We start from the raw sequence: 16,475 nt of genomic DNA on the forward strand, positions 1-16,475 counted from the left end.
TGACGTTATTCGACACTAGGATATATTATGGTTACATAAAGTTACTTAGGTTATTATTTATAACCGTTATAAGTCAAAATAATAATAATTGAGGGAGTGAACAAGATGATCGAAGTAACTGTAAAACTTAATTTTAAAGGGAAGAATTACCAAACGAATGTCATTGCAAGAAAGGACACTCCTGAAAATCAAATCTTGCAAATGGCATGGGAACAAGTTGCGAAACAATGGACAAATTAATAATGGAGAAATCCCAACTTTAGTTGAAGGGAGATAAAGCCTTGAATGAAAAAAAAGAAGTGGGAGAAAAAGCTGTTGAATATGTAAAAGACGGTATGGTGGTTGGACTTGGTACTGGTTCGACAGTATTTTATACCATCACCAAGCTCGGTCAGTTAGTCCAGCAGGGACTTTCCATTAAAGGAGTTCCTACTTCTGAACAAACGAGACAACTTGCGATAGAACTTGGCATTCCGCTAGCTTCGTTTGCTGAAATTGAACACATTGATGTCGCCATTGATGGTGCAGATGAGGTAGATCCTAAGTTAAACCTCATTAAAGGCGGCGGCGGTGCTCTTTTAAGAGAAAAAATCATCGCTGCAGCAGCAAAAAATTTTATTGTTGTTGCTGACTCTGATAAAAATGTAGAAACACTAGGGACTTTTCCACTGCCGATAGAAGTTGTTCCATTTGGATACGAAATGACAGTAAAACATATCAGGGAACTTGGAGGCAGTCCAAAGCTGCGGCAAAAGGATGGGAAAACGTATCTAACAGATAACGGAAACTATATTATAGACAGCTCTTTTCATAAAATTACACACCCAAGAGAGTTAGAGAAAAATCTAAACCTTATACCAGGTGTGGTGGATAACGGACTATTTGTAGGAATGGCAGATTGTGTGATTACCATGAAAGATAAAAAGCTTACAACAATGGTCCGAAGTTAGAACGTGGGAGAAGTCAGAATACGAACATGGGGGAACAATAATGGAATCAATGACCTTTGTCTTATTTGGAGCAACAGGGGATTTAGCAAAGCGAAAGATTTTTCCAGCTCTTTACAATTTATATGTTGATCAAAAATTACCACAGTCGATATCAATTATTGGACTCGGAAGAGGGGAACTTTCTCATTCAGATTTTCAAGAAAAAGTGAAAGACTCAATTTTGGACTTTTCACGACGCCTTGAACATGAGGCAGCTGCGATGGGGGAATTTTTAGATTACTTCCGCTATAGTAAATTGGATGTGTACCGTGAAGAAGATTACAAATCATTACTACACTTAGTAAAGCAGCGTGAAGACGAACTTGATTTAACACAAAATCGTATGTTTTACCTTTCAGTGGCACCTGAATTTTTTGATACAATTGCCTTAAACATTAATAACAATGGACTTGGTGAGACATCTGGGTGGAAACGATTAATCATTGAAAAGCCATTTGGTCATGACCTTCGATCTGCACGGGAACTAAATGAAAAACTAAGTCGTGCCTTTCTTGAAGAGGAAATTTATCGTATAGACCATTACTTAGGCAAACCGATGGTACAGAACCTAGAAGCTTTGTCTTTTGCAAACCCGATTCTACAGTCCTTGTGGAATAGAGAACATATTGCAAATGTACAAATTACCGCGAGTGAAACGGTTGGAGTTGAAAAAAGAGCTGGATACTACGATCAGGCTGGAGCAATACGAGATATGGTTCAAAACCATATGCTGCAAATGCTGATGATGACTGCTATGGATACACCTAGAGAAGTAAACGCAACAGAAATTAGAAAAGAGAAACGGAAGGTCATGGAATCGCTTCGTTCCATAAGTAAAGAAGCTGTTCATTACGATGTAGTTCGCGGACAATACATCTCTGGAGAGGTAAACGGGCAGAAGGTTCCAAGCTATAAAGAGGAGCCAGGTGTAGCCTCTGCTTCCACTACGGATACCTTTGTGGCTGCTCGATTGTGGATTGATCATCCATCATGGGCTGGGGTTCCCTTTTACATTCGTACAGGAAAAAGAATGAAGGAAAAATCTACAAGAATTGTAATTGAATATAAAAATCAGGTAAACCTTTCGTATAAAAATAATCAAATGAACCCTAACTTATTAATTATTGAGATCAATCCAGATGAAAATATTTCTTTCCAATTAAACAGCAAAAATCCATTGAATAATGGAAAGGTTGAACCTGTTAGGATTCAGTTATCGAATGATCAAATAAGCTTAGGGGTCCCTGAAGCGTATGAAAGGCTTATATATGATGCAATTAACGGAGATTCGACCTTCTTTGCTCATTGGAAGGAAGTTGAATTGTCATGGGAATGGGTACAGCCCATTCTAGATGCCTTTGAGGAAAATTTAGTACCGCTCAATGAATATCAGTCAGGTTCTTTCGGTCCTGCTGCCGCTAATTTATTACTTTTCGAAAATGGCTTTAAATGGTGGTTGGATGAAAAAACTCAAATAAGTAAGGATAAGGTACTACAAAACTAAGAACATCTAGGAGGAAATAAAAACAATGTCACAAAACATTGAAAACCTATCAATATCTACTATTCGAACATTATCTATAGATGCCATTAATGCGGCAAATTCAGGTCATCCCGGTCTCCCGATGGGTGCAGCACCCATGACATATGCATTATGGGCGAAACATCTGAATCACAATCCTGAAAACCCAAAATGGTTTAACCGCGACAGATTTGTCTTATCTGCGGGACATGGATCGAGTTTGCTTTATAGCATGCTGCATTTAGCTGGCTACAATGTCACGATTGATGATTTGAAAAATTTCCGAAAGTTAAATAGCAGAACACCAGGGCATCCTGAATTCGGTCACACAGCGGGTGTAGAGGCAACTACAGGTCCATTAGGTCAAGGAATTGCAAATGCAGTTGGAATGGCGATGGCAGAAGCTCATTTAGCAGCAAAGTTCAATAAAGAAGGACACCCGGTAATTGATCACTACACCTACGCGTTAGTCGGTGACGGTGACTTAATGGAAGGTATTTCCTATGAAGCCATGTCAATGGCAGGTCATATGAAACTTGGGAAGCTAGTTGTTTTATATGATTCAAATGATATCTCACTCGATGGAGAATTAAATGCTTCCTTCTCTGAAAATATTGAGAAAAGAGCAGAATCAGCGAACTGGCACTATTTGAGAGTGGAGGATGGAAATGACGTTGAGGCCATTTCTAATGCCATCGAAGCAGCCAAACAAAAAACAGATCAGCCAAGTTTGATTGAAATCAGAACCATTATTGGATATGGCAGTCCGAAGGTTGCAGGAACCAATAAAGCACATGGTGCACCACTTGGAGTTGAAGAAGGAAAAGCAACAAAACAAGCTTATAACTGGCTTTATGAAGAGGATTTCTTTGTACCAGAAGAAGTAAAAGAGAATTTTGCGCAAATAAAGCGTAAGGGAATCGATACGGAACAAAACTGGAATAACTTATTCCAATCTTATAAGCAAGCATATCCAGAATTAGCCGATGAATTAACAAACGCTATAGATGGAAAAGTGCTGATCGAAACAAAAGATATATTGACCTTTGATACAGGGAAAGCAGTTTCAACTAGGGTTGCCAGTGGAGACGCAATCAACCATTATGTGAAATCTGTGCCAGCAATCTTCGGAGGAAGCGCAGATCTTTCCCATTCTAACATGACAGAAATTAAAGGCGAACAAATCTATGCAGTTGAATCATACGGTGCACGCAATGTTTACTTTGGTGTTCGTGAACATGCAATGGGAGCAGCAGCTAATGGGATGGCCTATCACGGTGGTGTCAAACCTTTTGTAAGTACATTCTTTGTTTTTAATGATTATTTGCGACCATCAATCCGCCTTGCTGCTCTCTCTAAACTTCCAGTGATTTATGTGTTTACACATGATTCCATTGCAGTAGGTGAGGATGGTCCAACACATGAACCGGTTGAACATTTAGCAGCACTTCGATCCATTCCTGGATTAACGGTGATAAGACCAACTGATGCAAATGAAACAGCAAGCGCTTGGGCATATGCACTTCAGCAAACAGAAGGCCCGGTTGCGTTAATCCTAAGCCGCCAAAACTTACCGGTGTTTAACGAAACAAAAGCAAATCTAGAGAACCTCTCTAAAGGAGCTTATGTACTTGGAGAGACAAATTCAAATCCAGATGTCATTTTAATCGCTACCGGTTCCGAAGTATCATTGGCAGTGAATGCTAAGACCGAACTTGAAAAAGAAAATATTTCGGTCCGTATCGTTTCCATGCCAAGTTGGGAATTGTTTAGTCAGCAGTCAGCAGAATATAAACAAGAAGTACTTCCTTCTTCTCAACCTAAACGAGTTGCTATTGAAATGGGGATCTCACTTGGATGGGAGCGTTTTGTTGGATTTGAAGGAAAGATATTATCCATTGAAACATTTGGTGCATCAGGCGATGGAGCTGCGGTCATGAAGGAATTTGGTTTTACAACTGATAATGTAGTACGTATGGCGAAAAGTGTCTTAAATATTTCTAAGTAGAAAAAATATAAAACAAATTAATTTCACAATTGGAGGAGAACATAATGAAGGTAGGACTTATTGGTTTAGGAAAAATGGGATTAAACTTAGGACAAAATTTATTGGACCACCATCACGAAGTGGTAGCATTTGATGTGAATCCAAGTGCAGTAGAAAATATGAAACAGTATGGAGCAACTGGGGTTGCAAGTTATAAAGAGCTCGTCCAATCCTTGGAACAACCAAGAATTATCTGGATCATGGTCCCACATGCAGTGGTTGATTCCGTTATTGGTGAAATCTTACCTTATTTGGAAAAAGGCGATATTGTCGTTGAAGCAGGTAATTCGCACTATAAGGAATCAATTCAACGCTACAATGAATTAAAGGAAATAGGCGTAAGATTTATGGATGCGGGTACTTCAGGCGGTATGGAAGGTGCCCGGAATGGTGCTTGTTATATGATCGGCGGGGATCCAGAAGCATGGGAAGTTGTACAACCTCTTTTCAAAGATACAGCTGTTGAAAATGGCTTCTTATACGCTGGTAAAGCAGGCAGCGGGCATTTCTTAAAGATGGTTCATAACGGAATCGAATATGCGATGATGGCTGCTATTGGTGAAGGTTTTGAAGTTCTTGAGAAAAGCGAATTTGATTTTGATTACGAAAAGGTCGCACGTGTTTGGAATAATGGATCGGTTATTCGTTCATGGCTGATGGAATTAACAGAAAATGCATTCTCAAAATATCCAAATTTGGATGAAATTAAGGGGATTATGCATTCCTCAGGTGAGGGAAAATGGACTGTAGAAGCTGCTTTAGACCTTAAAACAGCAACACCAGTCATTGCCATGTCCTTATTAATGCGCTATCGCTCCCTAGAAGATGATACCTTTACAGGTAAAGTTGTAGCTGCACTTAGAAATGAATTTGGCGGACACACTGTCGAAAAAAACTAAATGAATCATAATTGGAGGATTACATCATGAAATTCTTTATCGATACTGCAAACTTAGAAGAAATCAAAAAGGCCTATAAAATTGGCGTGTTATCCGGTGTTACAACGAACCCATCTTTAGTGGCTAAAGAAGGCGTAAAATTCGAAGATCGTATTGCAGAAATCTTAAATGCAGTTCCAGAAGTTGAGTCAGTTTCTGCCGAGGTAACACCCAACGCTTTAACGGCTGAGCAAATGATTGCGGAAGCAGACGAGCTCATTAAAATCAATGGTGGCGATAAGAATATTACTATCAAAGTTCCAATGACACTTGATGGACTAGAGACTTGCCGTTATTTAACTAAAAAAGGTGTTAAAACCAATGTTACCCTGATTTTTAGTGTCAACCAGGCATTATTGGCGGCACGTGCAGGAGCTACGTATGTTTCACCATTCTTAGGACGTTTAGATGATATTAATGAAGATGGTGTAGAACTGGTCGCAAAAATTGCCGAGATGTTCCGTGTTCAAAATCTAGATTCACAAATTATTGCAGCATCTGTTCGCCACCCAGACCACGTAACCCGCGTAGCGTTGGCTGGAGCACATATTGCAACGATTCCATTTAAAGTCATTGAGCAATTATCAAAACATCCTTTAACCGATCAAGGACTTGAAAAATTTGCTGCTGACTGGAAAACTGTTTAATATTTTCCGGAAAATTTAAGGGCGTTACTTTAACTAACGCCCTTACACATTATTAAAGGAAACAACGAGTCCTCTGATTACCGTTGAAGCTGAAAAGTCATGCTTTTGGGAATCAGACAAGCCATCTGGTTACCGTTGAACACGAAAAAAGAATCTAGAGGGAATTAGACGAGCCATCTAGTTACCATTGAACACGAAAAAAAGGCTAGAGGGAATCAGACAAGCCATCTGGTTACCATTGGACACGAAAAAAGTAGCTAGTGGGAATCAGATTAGTATCTGATAGGTTTTAGCCGATTTTCAAAAAAACAACATTGGTTCTGCAAAATGGACAAATTAAAAGATAGAACGAGGAGAAACAACAATGACTATTACATTTGATTATTCTAATGCATTATCATTCATGCAGCAGCATGAAGTAGATTATTTAAGTGAATTTGTGAAAACTGCGCATGAGATGCTTCACGAGAAAAAAGGTCCGGGTTCTGATTATCTTGGATGGGTAGATCTACCGCATAACTATGACAAAGAAGAATTTGCAAGAATCAAAGCTGCTTCTGAAAGAATCCGTAGTAATTCAGACGCATTAATCGTAATCGGTATAGGAGGCTCCTATCTTGGTGCGAGAGCTGCGATAGAGGCACTATCTCATACGTTTCATAACCAAATGGATGGCAAAACAGAAATTTATTTTGCAGGACAAAATATCAGTGCTACCTATCTAACCCATTTATTTGATGTAATTAAGGACAAAGATATTTCAGTCAATGTCATTTCAAAATCAGGTACAACAACAGAGCCTGCGATTGCGTTCCGAATTTTCCGAGAATATTTAGAGAAAAAGTATGGGAAAGAAGAAGCGAAGAAACGTATTTATGCAACAACTGACCGTGCTAAAGGTGCATTAAAAACATTAGCTGATGAAGAGGGTTATGAAACCTTTGTCATTCCTGATGATGTCGGCGGCAGATATTCCGTGTTAACCGCAGTTGGTTTATTACCTATCGCAACTGCAGGATTAGATATTGATAAAATGATGGCAGGTGCCGCAGCTGCTGCGGATAAGTATAATAATCCGAACTTGGAAGAAAATCAAAGTTATCAGTATGCTGCAGTAAGAAATGCTCTTTACCGAAAAGGAAAATCAATAGAATTGCTAGTCAATTTTGAGCCATCTCTTCATTATGTATCTGAATGGTGGAAGCAATTATTTGGTGAGAGTGAAGGAAAAGACCAAAAAGGACTTTATCCTGCTTCTGTCGATTTCTCGACCGATCTTCATTCGATGGGACAATATGTCCAAGAAGGAAGACGGGACCTTATTGAAACAGTTATATCCATAAAGGCACCTGAACTAGATATTACCCTTAAGGAAGAAGCTGCTGATCTGGATGGATTAAACTATCTTGCTGGAAAAACAATGGACTTTGTTAATAAGAATGCTGCACAGGGTACCGTGCTTGCCCATGTGGACGGAGGAGTTCCTAACCTATCTGTCGAGATGGATCAATTAAATGAATATACCTTCGGTGAAATGGTTTATTTCTTTGAGAAAGCATGTGGAATCAGCGGATTATTAATGGGAGTGAATCCTTTTGACCAGCCAGGAGTAGAGGCATACAAGAAGAATATGTTTGCGCTCCTAGGCAAACCAGGATATGAAGCAGAAAGAGAAGAATTACAAAAACGCATTTCCGAATGATAGGAAATGTGGGTAAAGGGAATTAGAACCGAGAGCATAAATGATGTTCCTGCGTGCAAAATAAATAAGGTGTTTATTCACCAAATAACGGTGTGTGGAGGGATTCATTCGATGAATATACGCGAAGGATTAATTCCAACTGCATTAGGTTCAGCTGTAACAGCAACTGGGTATATACTAAAACAAAGACGTGGAACCAATAAAATGATTGCCAATACCGTTTTTGGTTTCGGTTTAGCACATGTGGTTTTAGGAGCTATTGACCTTGTCCAACACCGACGTTAAAAAGGTACGAGCAGCATCGCTGCTCGTCTTTTTTATTTAATTAGTATAAGGTAAAGCATTCCTTGCATATCATAGCGGAGCTATTCTAGATGAAAAAGAACAGTTTAAAAGGACCGATTCTTTAATAAAATGGACCGTTACTTGAATAAGACAAATTAGGCATTTTTTTGCTGCACTCGGCTCCCTATTTACTGCGTTATTCATATTCCGTAGGTTTGTCCTTATAAAAACTAGTGAAATAGCCCTTACCACCTTAGTTTCTAAGCATATTTTATAAGGAATAAGTATATAAAGGAGGGCTATCTAATGTTTGGATATGGTGGATATGGTTGTGGTGGCTATGGCTATGGCGGTGTCGGTTATGGCGGCGGTTTTGCATTAATTGTTGTATTGTTTATCTTGTTAATCATCGTTGGAGCAGTTATCTGTTTCTAAGTAAAAACCAATTAACCTTTCTTCAAATGCAAAAGAGCCCTTGTAGGGCTTTTTTGTATTTGGGAATTCTTATTAAGGTGTTTGCAATGTTGAATCAATATCAATCATCCTAACTCTGGGATAAATAATCATAACAAACCGATATTTTTTTAAGACTTTAGTTCCTTTTAGGCACATTGTGTGCTGAAACCTCATATACAGTTGTTAAAAGTTCAACTATTGGAGGAGTAAAATGCAACGTTATATGTGTAAAGGGAAAATCCATAGAGCTACTGTAACAGAGGCAGATTTAAATTATCCAGGAAGCATTACAGTAGATAAAGAACTAATGAAAGCAGTAAACCTCTTGCCCTATGAAATAGTCCAAATTACCAATCTTCGCAATGCAGCCCGCTGGAAAACCTATGCCATTCCTGGAGAGGCACATTCGGGTGTTATTTGTTTAAACGGTCCACCTGCGCACCTTTTTACTAAGGGAGACCTTGTCATCATTTTAAGTACTGGAATATTCACTGAAGAAGAAATCAAGAATTTAAGAACGAAGGTGGCCTATGTAGATGGCCAAAATAAAATGATTAAGGTTGAAGAAAATCCATTAATGGAATCATGGGAGGATTAATAGAATGTCGCCTTTTTTGGATCCAAATAGGGAGTTTTTTAACAAATGGGAGATGTATAAATTACTATTCCGGCATTCCATAAAAAACATACAAATCCCAGATACAAGATTATTTTCAAAAGAATCTTTGTCATCGATGCTTATCGAATATCCCCTTCTTTATATAAAGCCAATTGCCTCCTGGGGTGGGAAAGATATCAGTACCATTCAACAAAACGACAACTCCTTTGTTTGGACTATACAGGGGAGAGAAGCAGTCTTTACTCATGACTTTAATAAGATCTATCATCAAATTGACCAATTTTATCAAGAAAAAAGTACTATCATACAAAGAGGAATCCCAACAGTCAGGTTTAACGATCATGTATTTGATATAAGGTCCCATTTATATAAGGAGATGGATGGTTCTTGGGTCTATGCAGGTGATTTAGTAAGAATTGGCGGGACAGGATCCATCGTTTCCAATGTTGAAATTAGCAATGGTTCAGTTAGACCGACTGATGAAGTTATTTCTATGATATTCCCTGATCAAAACCAGCCCTTTTCAACCGAAACATTAAAGAATGTCTCCTTGGAAATTTGTCATATGCTTGATCAATACCATTTTTTTTCTGAAGTAGGACTTGATTTTGGATTGGACCATCGTGGAAACCTATGGATTATTGAGATCAACACGGATGATACCCAAGGAGGCCCGGATCCGTATTTATTCTCCCTCCTTCCAGACCAAAGCTCCTTTGATAAAATCATCCATCATAAAGCTAAAATTTATGAAAAATGGATGAGGAATGTGATGGACTCATTTGAAACCTATTTAACGGAAAAGGGGAATGAACCAGATTGATCTAGTAATATTTATAGGCAGTTAGAATTGAGACGTCAATCTTCTTAGAGTTCTTATCTAAGTTTTGTGTCGGTTACAGCTGGTAAAACAAAAAGACTTGCAAGGTTTCTGCAAGTCTTTTGTTACATCTAAATTATTAAGTGTCAAGGTAAATGTTTTTTCCCATTAATCTTGACACCTCGTGGAAACCCAGCTTTTGATAAAGTTGTTTTGCACAATTTCCTGCAAATACATGTAATTGTACTTTATGATGTCCCTGTTTCTTCAAGTTTTTAATCCCTTCTATACACAACTGTCGTGCGATTCCTTTCCTGCGATATTCCGGGATAACATACACCTCTGAAATAAATCCAACCATTTCACCGTTATAATAGTTACATGTACTCGCTACACCTAACCACCCTTTAATCACGTTATTCTCTGAATATACAAGATAATAACCATCATCTCCTGAAAAAGGTGACCCTATTGGGGTTTCATGATTTTCGATACCATCGAGCAGACCCATTGTGGATTCCTCGAAGACTTTCTTAGAATAAGTCAGAATCTCCTGATTCTCTTGGCAGGTGGCTTTTCTGATTGTCATCCTGCTCCAACCCCTTTATCAACAGATTTTTATACATGGTTAAGGTTTTATCTGACTTGATCCTTTACTATTACACACAGCATCTAAACACTCGGAAACCTATTATATTACGATACATTTCTGTTAGTTGCAGATGTTGGTCTAGTATGGCAAATAACTTATCATCTAACTGTTCAGAAATGGAAAAATCAGTAGCACTCTCTAAATCAGATTCATCAAATTGCAAATTGACTTTTTCAATATTTATTTGTTGGAAATTGGCCTTTTGAAAAAGGGAATTCCACTCCGGAACTGTAAGAATCTGGGGAACTTCATAAAACTCCTTGATTGTGGTTAATTCTTCCTTAGGAAGGGGTTCCTCAAGAACCATTTCTATCGCTAATAAAACACCATTTGGCTTCAAAACTCGTCTTAACTCTGCAAGGGTCTTGGAGACATCTGTGAAGGCTGCGACCGATTCGGATAATATCAGATCAAATGATTCTTCACCAAACGGCAGACGTTCAACACTTCCATGCTTTGTTTCAATAGAAAGATTTCTAGATTTAAATCTTTTTTTCGCCTTCTCAAGCATGATTTCATTGTTGTCTAAACATGTTATTTTACATTTATACTTTTCCGCTATATAGGCAGACGTTTGTCCGGTACCACAGCCAACATCCAAAATGATGGTTTTTTCACTTATTTTTTCCCGTGGCAAAATTTCTTTAGTCAATTGAAGTCCTCCAGGGTGAGCACCCCCAACTCCCAAAAACGCCAAGCAATCAAGATATGTGTATTCCACCTTTTTGCTCCCTTTTATTAAAAATTTTATTTTTTAATTCAAATTAGTAAAATTTGGACTAATTTGATCATAAAGTTGTTTTATATTTCCAGCAGTTGTTGTCATCATCTCTATATTAAATTTTCCTTCCGAATCATAAAGCTGGGATAAAATATATGGATTTTTGGGCCTTTTGACGACGATGTGTGTGTCTTTCATGATGATATCGTGGTGAGAATGGGTGTCTAGATCTCCCTTAAAACATGATGAATACCTTCTATATTGAATGCAATATCTTATTCAAAAAGTAGGTTTGGGATAGGGCATCCGCCTTGATTGAGGCATTATTTTTTTTGTGAAATAAGTTTTTCATGTTTTGTTTCTTACTTCAGATTTTTATATGGATTGTTTGTTGTAATCAAGACGGTAACTTCAATTTGTGCTAAATTTTATAAGAATAGACGAATTTTAGTGGAATGAAACAGTACAATGAAAATTACTCCTATCATAAATTTATGATTGAAGATTACGTACAGAGCCTCTTACCTCACAGATGAATGAAAACAAGATCGTGAAGAATGAACCATGAATATACTTATATGGAAACTGTGAGTTAATTTAAGTAAAAAGGGAAAAGCGGTGCTGGTATGAGCGTGATGAGAACAGATAAATGGCTGTTAGAAGCATATGAAAGGCCCATTGAACTTTGTGAAAAACTAAGGGAGCTTTTTGATGGTGCGTATGCCTCCGAGATTTATGATTATTTATTACTACATGGAATGTATTCTCCCTCTACAAATGGAAAAGATCGAATAATAAAGTTACAAAGTAATCAGGTCTGGGGAATGGTTCAAAATGAAGCACAAATCCTTCAAAATATGTGGAAAGGTCCAGATATTCCTATTTTTATCTTTCCATCAGATAATAGTAACCAAACAATGAAGATTGATTTCAATGGGAAGTCTGGTTTATCTTTTAAGGATAAATTATTTTTGTTTATCTCCGAGAAGAATACTGAAGCGGAAATAAAATCATTGCTTACACATGAATACAACCATGTTTGTCGGTTGAATTATTATCCAAAACATGAAGATGACTACACATTATTAGATACTATTATTTTAGAAGGATTAGCTGAAAATGCTGTACGTGAAAGGTTTGGGGAAGAATTTTTGTCCTCTTGGACTTCTTTTTATACAGACAAAGAGTTGCTTAAAATGTGGAAAAAACTAATTGATCCAAACCGCTCTATTTTAAAAACAGACCTTAAACACCATAACCTATTATATGGATCACCTTTATACCCCAAAATGGCGGGATACTCTGTTGGGTATTTCTTAGTTAAAACACATATGGAAAACAATGATTTAACGTCAAAAGATTTACTTTCCGCCGAGCCCGAGCAGTATAGTCTTTAAAAAAGGGATTGAATCAATTTTTTTCAAAATCGATGGGATCATGAAAATAGTAAAAAAGGGTGACGGGTTTATTCCGCCACCCTTTCTGCTTCTTTTAATAACGAACGGGACCGATAATAATCAGGAGGAAATATAATACGACAATTAACGCGAATCCTTTTGCAAAGCCATCGCCGTATCAATATCCCACTAAATCCACAACATCCAAAGCCCATAAAATTTAGTATCCCCACCAAGAAGCTCCAATGATGATAAGCAGTATAAATAATACGACTAATAAGGCAAATCCGCCTCCGTAGCCTGCTCCAGCTCCACTCATTTATGATCACCTCCAAACGCTCTAAAATAGTCTATGTCGTTTCAAGGTCATTGGACCTCGATTAAAATCCCAACTTTTTATTTTATGGGGCTTCATTTAATAACCTCCCGCTAAGGAGGACTTAAAAGGAGGTTTTAATGCAACACGATCACTTACCCTGGAAATTAGATTAAGTTCATAAATCACGATACTGAATATTTGGATAAAAACAGCTTAAATGTTTGGAAATTAATCAGGTTGTATCAAAAATTTTTTAATAAAGACACACTTCCGCAAAAAACCTGGTATGTCTGTCCATACGACTATTAATTAATAACATAAGATATCTTGTACTTAAATCGGATGGGGGTAAAAATTTATGACAATGGGAAATTATTATGGTTTATGTAACAAATATAGAGGTAGAGCAGTTGTAATCAGGACACGCGATGGGAGAGTTCACAATGGAATTATTCATCGTGTTACTCCAAACAGAGTGTATCTACAACCTCTAAGACGTGGAAGAAACCTAGGGGGATTTGGTTATGGTTATTACGGATATGGCTGGGGGGCCGGCTGGGGAATTGCTTTAGGCGCAATCGTTGGAGTATCTCTAGCTGCTGCATTTTTATGGTGGTAACATACCTATATGTGTATTCGTAATAGTAAGGCAAAGTATAACTCGAAGCACATATATTATATGATTTATGATCCTTCAAAGGTTTAAACTAAAATGGGGCTTCTTGAATTTGGAAGCCCTATCCGTTGTTTCGCCTCCATTTTAGAGGAAATTCGAAACCCAGGCATCCAAATTTCCGTCGATGATTTTGGAACAGGGTATAGTTCACTAAGTTATATCAAAGATCTTCCAATTGATACATTAAAAGTCGACCAATCGTTTGTAAAAGATATTCATACGAATAAAGAAAGTAAGGAAATTGCAAGGGCTATCATAAACTTAGCAAAATCCATCGGATTAACTGTCATTGCAGATGGAATTGAACGAAAGGAACATGTTGATGAACTTATCAAAGATGGTTATATACTTGGACAAGGTTACTTCTTCAGCAGACCATTGAAAGTGGGAGCATTTGAGGATTTTATGACATCTATTCATGTGGCGTCATAAAGCTTGAAATAGAATACTTAGCGGATGCGTTTAATAAAATGAAGAAAAAGCAATGGTTCGGTTCATAGAATTTGTACTGCCCCATAAATGTTAGACATTAATCTAACATTTATGGGGTTTTTTTATATCAAGAAAATGCAGTGTTTTCGTAAATAACGAAGTAACGTTTTTTATTTTAATTTAACGATGTGATTAGCGGGTTAATCCAATATAAAAGTAGTATTACAATATTATTTGTAGGCGATACAACGCTTAGATTATATTGGTAACAAATAGTAAAATTGTAGATAAGTAGTGCAAGATATTTTTAGGGGAGATGACAATGAAAGTTTTATATTCTTTTCTTTTGCTTGTAGCTTTATCTATTATTGTAGGTTGTCAAAATAGTCAAGAAAATACGATGGTTCTGTTAGATGAAAAGGTTAAAGAGATAAACGTATCCAAATCAAGTGGAATTGGTGGCATGAATCAAGACATTATTCTTACCTTCGATGATAAACAATCAATTGAAGTGTTTGAGAAGGCGATAAGAACCGCAGTTAAACAGCAATCAAATATCAATGACACAAAGCCTGATTATGACTTAATGGTTGAATATGATGGGGAATTTCCTACTCATGCCATCCATGTATGGTTAGGAGAGGAAGATGAAAAAAGTACCCTCATGTATATGGTAGGAGAAGGGGAAACGTATCTAACATCGTCAAAGGCTGCAGATCAGCTAAGGGAATTAATACTCACGGAACAATTAGACAAGAGGTAATTGGATTAAGGTTAAAACCCACGAACTGATGTTGTGATAGTTGAGAAACAAAAAATTTATAAGGATACACCAAAGTATAAAGGGGTAATGCAAGTGGATAAAAGAATAAAAGAATTAATTGATTTGACAAAAGTTAAATTTGGATTAGAGCAATACCATTTACAAAGTTATAGTTTTAGCCGATACGTCAATATTTTTAATGAAACTGTCTATAGTTTTGGGATGGAATGGTTTCCTAATCTTGTAACGGAAGAAGAGGATGATGGTTCAAATCCAGAAGGAACAGCAGTGATTGAGGTAAATTTGAATACTGGTAAGTTTGAAAGTGTTATTTTTGTCATGGGCAAGACATATGCCAAGGGTGGAGTTACGTTTGCTAATCATAATAAGAAGGATATTATCAAATGGCTTGAACATGAAACTGGATTGACATATGGGAAGCAATTTCAATTACATCAAGAAGAGGAAGGAGAAATGCTTTTTAAAGAATGTTTTGAAGGCATAGCGGTGTCACCCTCTGGATTTATTGAAGTTAAAGTTAATCCTGAAGGGAAGCTCACTTCGTTTTCTGTCTCTGGACAATTTCCTTCAAAAGAAAAGGTAAAGGAGGAAACATACACACTTTCCTTTAATAAAATAGACCATCTGGCAAAGGAACAATTGAAATTGGTTGAATTTCCTTTGTACGAAAAGAATAAATTATTTCCTGTTTATGCAGTGGAGGAAATCTATGTCAAGAATGACCAAACGTCAACCATTCCATTTGAATTTATTGTGGACGCAAACTCATATTTGAAAATTGACAAAACCATTCATTGGGATAAACCCATTAATAAACCATTTGAACGAAAAGAGATTAGTTGGATTGAAGACGTATCAGCAGAACAGGCATTTTCATGTGAACCAAGCCCTGTATCATTCCCAATAACAAAAGTAGAACAAGAGAAATGTGATCTTGCAGTCAAAGACTTTTTACGACAGGAATATCCGAAAGATAGTGGAAACTGGATTTTAAAAACACTTCATCGTGATAAAGGGTACATTCATGCCATATTAAGAGCAAACAAGCAAGACAATCGTGTTTTTAAAAGAAAATTGGTGATCATGATTGAAGCAAAGAGTCTTCGAGTTGTAAATTATATGGATAATAAACCTATGTTAGAGGTTTTTGACCAATTTCAAGCACCTGATAATGCAACAATTACAAAAGAAGAAGCGTATGAAAAACTTAAAGAATTGTTTGAGCTTAAACCTTACTATGTATATGACTTTAAACAAAAACAATACGTTTTATGTGGAAAGTTAGATTCTAGTTATGGCGTGATAGCGTCAAACGGAGAGGTTATAGCTTTAGATGATTTGTAGACTAATTGACAAAGAATTAAAACAAATTAAAAGTAAAGTTAGATGAAACGAATACACAAGGAGAGGCAATCGAACAACATGTTTAAAAATTAACATTAGAACCAGAATATAAAGCTATTGATGTG

Annotated in this window: 19 protein-coding genes and 1 pseudogene; 16 read left to right on the plus strand and 4 right to left on the minus strand. The window is 37.1% G+C overall.

Annotated elements, in window-relative coordinates; translation table 11 throughout:
• The first annotated feature begins 105 nt into the window (after positions 1–105).
• From AC2TFD_RS04230 to AC2TFD_RS04280, 11 genes are all read left to right on the plus strand, one after another.
• On the plus strand, positions 106–240 hold the full coding sequence (locus AC2TFD_RS04230) for a BA3454 family stress response protein (RefSeq protein ID WP_335568198.1): 135 nt from the start codon (positions 106–108) through the stop codon (positions 238–240).
• A 41-nt stretch (positions 241–281) separates the two neighbouring features.
• Positions 282–950, plus strand: a complete 669-nt coding sequence (gene rpiA, locus AC2TFD_RS04235) for a ribose-5-phosphate isomerase RpiA (RefSeq protein ID WP_484675043.1) — start codon at positions 282–284, stop codon at positions 948–950.
• Positions 951–990: 40 nt separating this feature from the next.
• Positions 991–2,493, plus strand: a complete 1,503-nt coding sequence (gene zwf, locus AC2TFD_RS04240) for a glucose-6-phosphate dehydrogenase (protein ID WP_484675044.1) — start codon at positions 991–993, stop codon at positions 2,491–2,493.
• A gap of 25 nt (positions 2,494–2,518) precedes the next feature.
• A complete protein-coding gene (tkt, locus tag AC2TFD_RS04245) occupies positions 2,519–4,519 on the plus strand; it encodes a transketolase (RefSeq protein WP_335568201.1) in 2,001 nt (666 codons plus the stop codon).
• Positions 4,520–4,563: 44 nt separating this feature from the next.
• A complete protein-coding gene (gene gnd, locus AC2TFD_RS04250; protein ID WP_335510108.1) occupies positions 4,564–5,457 on the plus strand; it encodes a phosphogluconate dehydrogenase (NAD(+)-dependent, decarboxylating) in 894 nt (297 codons plus the stop codon).
• A gap of 26 nt (positions 5,458–5,483) precedes the next feature.
• Positions 5,484–6,143 (plus strand): fructose-6-phosphate aldolase, encoded by a 660-nt coding sequence (fsa, locus tag AC2TFD_RS04255; protein ID WP_335510104.1) that lies wholly within the window; start codon positions 5,484–5,486, stop codon positions 6,141–6,143.
• A gap of 364 nt (positions 6,144–6,507) precedes the next feature.
• Positions 6,508–7,845: a glucose-6-phosphate isomerase gene (locus tag AC2TFD_RS04260; protein ID WP_484675045.1), complete on the plus strand. Its 1,338-nt coding sequence runs from the start codon at positions 6,508–6,510 to the stop codon at positions 7,843–7,845.
• A gap of 111 nt (positions 7,846–7,956) precedes the next feature.
• Positions 7,957–8,130 (plus strand): asparagine synthase, encoded by a 174-nt coding sequence (locus tag AC2TFD_RS04265; RefSeq protein ID WP_335510100.1) that lies wholly within the window; start codon positions 7,957–7,959, stop codon positions 8,128–8,130.
• A gap of 306 nt (positions 8,131–8,436) precedes the next feature.
• On the plus strand, positions 8,437–8,565 hold the full coding sequence (locus AC2TFD_RS04270) for a YjcZ family sporulation protein (protein ID WP_335568203.1): 129 nt from the start codon (positions 8,437–8,439) through the stop codon (positions 8,563–8,565).
• A 232-nt stretch (positions 8,566–8,797) separates the two neighbouring features.
• Complete coding sequence (panD, locus tag AC2TFD_RS04275) at positions 8,798–9,184, plus strand: aspartate 1-decarboxylase (RefSeq protein ID WP_335568204.1); 387 nt, start codon at positions 8,798–8,800, stop codon at positions 9,182–9,184.
• Positions 9,185–9,188: 4 nt separating this feature from the next.
• On the plus strand, positions 9,189–10,028 hold the full coding sequence (locus AC2TFD_RS04280) for a YheC/YheD family protein (RefSeq protein WP_335568205.1): 840 nt from the start codon (positions 9,189–9,191) through the stop codon (positions 10,026–10,028).
• Between the two features lie 136 nt (positions 10,029–10,164).
• On the opposite strand, the gene AC2TFD_RS04285 is transcribed toward AC2TFD_RS04280, so the two are convergent.
• Both AC2TFD_RS04285 and AC2TFD_RS04290 read right to left on the minus strand, forming a co-directional pair.
• On the minus strand, positions 10,165–10,614 hold the full coding sequence (locus AC2TFD_RS04285; RefSeq protein ID WP_484675046.1) for a GNAT family N-acetyltransferase: 450 nt from the start codon (positions 10,612–10,614) through the stop codon (positions 10,165–10,167).
• A 70-nt stretch (positions 10,615–10,684) separates the two neighbouring features.
• Positions 10,685–11,329, minus strand: coding sequence for a class I SAM-dependent methyltransferase (locus tag AC2TFD_RS04290; RefSeq protein WP_484675047.1), 645 nt, complete (start codon positions 11,327–11,329; stop codon positions 10,685–10,687).
• A 695-nt stretch (positions 11,330–12,024) separates the two neighbouring features.
• Here AC2TFD_RS04290 and AC2TFD_RS04295 point away from each other — a divergent pair.
• Complete coding sequence (locus AC2TFD_RS04295) at positions 12,025–12,795, plus strand: DUF2268 domain-containing putative Zn-dependent protease (protein ID WP_484675048.1); 771 nt, start codon at positions 12,025–12,027, stop codon at positions 12,793–12,795.
• A gap of 94 nt (positions 12,796–12,889) precedes the next feature.
• Here the strand turns inward: AC2TFD_RS04295 and AC2TFD_RS04300 are convergent.
• Both AC2TFD_RS04300 and AC2TFD_RS04305 read right to left on the minus strand, forming a co-directional pair.
• Positions 12,890–12,943, minus strand: a pseudogene (locus AC2TFD_RS04300) (hypothetical protein); the annotation flags it as partial.
• 72 nt (positions 12,944–13,015) lie between these two features.
• The gene (locus AC2TFD_RS04305) at positions 13,016–13,114 is read right to left on the minus strand and encodes a YjcZ family sporulation protein (RefSeq protein ID WP_335510086.1); all 99 of its coding nucleotides are present in this window, start codon (positions 13,112–13,114) and stop codon (positions 13,016–13,018) included.
• A 358-nt stretch (positions 13,115–13,472) separates the two neighbouring features.
• Here AC2TFD_RS04305 and AC2TFD_RS04310 point away from each other — a divergent pair, with 358 nt between their 5' ends.
• The 4 genes from AC2TFD_RS04310 (at position 13,473) to AC2TFD_RS04325 (ending at position 16,350) form a co-directional block, all read left to right on the plus strand.
• Positions 13,473–13,733 carry a hypothetical protein gene (locus AC2TFD_RS04310; RefSeq protein ID WP_335510084.1) on the plus strand — a complete coding sequence of 87 codons (261 nt, stop codon included), beginning with the start codon at positions 13,473–13,475 and terminating at the stop codon, positions 13,731–13,733.
• Between the two features lie 93 nt (positions 13,734–13,826).
• Complete coding sequence (locus AC2TFD_RS04315) at positions 13,827–14,222, plus strand: EAL domain-containing protein (RefSeq protein WP_335510083.1); 396 nt, start codon at positions 13,827–13,829, stop codon at positions 14,220–14,222.
• 322 nt (positions 14,223–14,544) lie between these two features.
• Positions 14,545–14,985 (plus strand): YhfM domain-containing protein, encoded by a 441-nt coding sequence (locus AC2TFD_RS04320; RefSeq protein WP_335510081.1) that lies wholly within the window; start codon positions 14,545–14,547, stop codon positions 14,983–14,985.
• Between the two features lie 93 nt (positions 14,986–15,078).
• Complete coding sequence (locus AC2TFD_RS04325; RefSeq protein WP_335510078.1) at positions 15,079–16,350, plus strand: hypothetical protein; 1,272 nt, start codon at positions 15,079–15,081, stop codon at positions 16,348–16,350.
• Positions 16,351–16,475 lie beyond the last annotated feature (125 nt).

It is taken from the genome of Neobacillus sp. plas4, assembly GCF_057221695.1.

Bases quoted from the DNA above. Each gene is read 5' to 3' on its own strand.
- AC2TFD_RS04230 (WP_335568198.1), top strand. From the start codon at position 106: ATGATCGAAGTAACTGTAAAACTTAATTTTAAAGGGAAGAATTACCAA.
- zwf (WP_484675044.1), top strand. From the start codon at position 991: ATGGAATCAATGACCTTTGTCTTATTTGGAGCAACAGGGGATTTAGCA.
- tkt (WP_335568201.1), top strand. From the start codon at position 2,519: ATGTCACAAAACATTGAAAACCTATCAATATCTACTATTCGAACATTA.
- gnd (WP_335510108.1), top strand. From the start codon at position 4,564: ATGAAGGTAGGACTTATTGGTTTAGGAAAAATGGGATTAAACTTAGGA.
- fsa (WP_335510104.1), top strand. From the start codon at position 5,484: ATGAAATTCTTTATCGATACTGCAAACTTAGAAGAAATCAAAAAGGCC.
- AC2TFD_RS04260 (WP_484675045.1), top strand. From the start codon at position 6,508: ATGACTATTACATTTGATTATTCTAATGCATTATCATTCATGCAGCAG.
- AC2TFD_RS04265 (WP_335510100.1), top strand. From the start codon at position 7,957: ATGAATATACGCGAAGGATTAATTCCAACTGCATTAGGTTCAGCTGTA.
- AC2TFD_RS04270 (WP_335568203.1), top strand. From the start codon at position 8,437: ATGTTTGGATATGGTGGATATGGTTGTGGTGGCTATGGCTATGGCGGT.
- panD (WP_335568204.1), top strand. From the start codon at position 8,798: ATGCAACGTTATATGTGTAAAGGGAAAATCCATAGAGCTACTGTAACA.
- AC2TFD_RS04280 (WP_335568205.1), top strand. From the start codon at position 9,189: ATGTCGCCTTTTTTGGATCCAAATAGGGAGTTTTTTAACAAATGGGAG.
- AC2TFD_RS04285 (WP_484675046.1), bottom strand. From the start codon at position 10,614: ATGACAATCAGAAAAGCCACCTGCCAAGAGAATCAGGAGATTCTGACT.
- AC2TFD_RS04295 (WP_484675048.1), top strand. From the start codon at position 12,025: ATGAGCGTGATGAGAACAGATAAATGGCTGTTAGAAGCATATGAAAGG.
- AC2TFD_RS04305 (WP_335510086.1), bottom strand. From the start codon at position 13,114: ATGAGTGGAGCTGGAGCAGGCTACGGAGGCGGATTTGCCTTATTAGTC.
- AC2TFD_RS04310 (WP_335510084.1), top strand. From the start codon at position 13,473: ATGACAATGGGAAATTATTATGGTTTATGTAACAAATATAGAGGTAGA.
- AC2TFD_RS04315 (WP_335510083.1), top strand. From the start codon at position 13,827: ATGGGGCTTCTTGAATTTGGAAGCCCTATCCGTTGTTTCGCCTCCATT.
- AC2TFD_RS04320 (WP_335510081.1), top strand. From the start codon at position 14,545: ATGAAAGTTTTATATTCTTTTCTTTTGCTTGTAGCTTTATCTATTATT.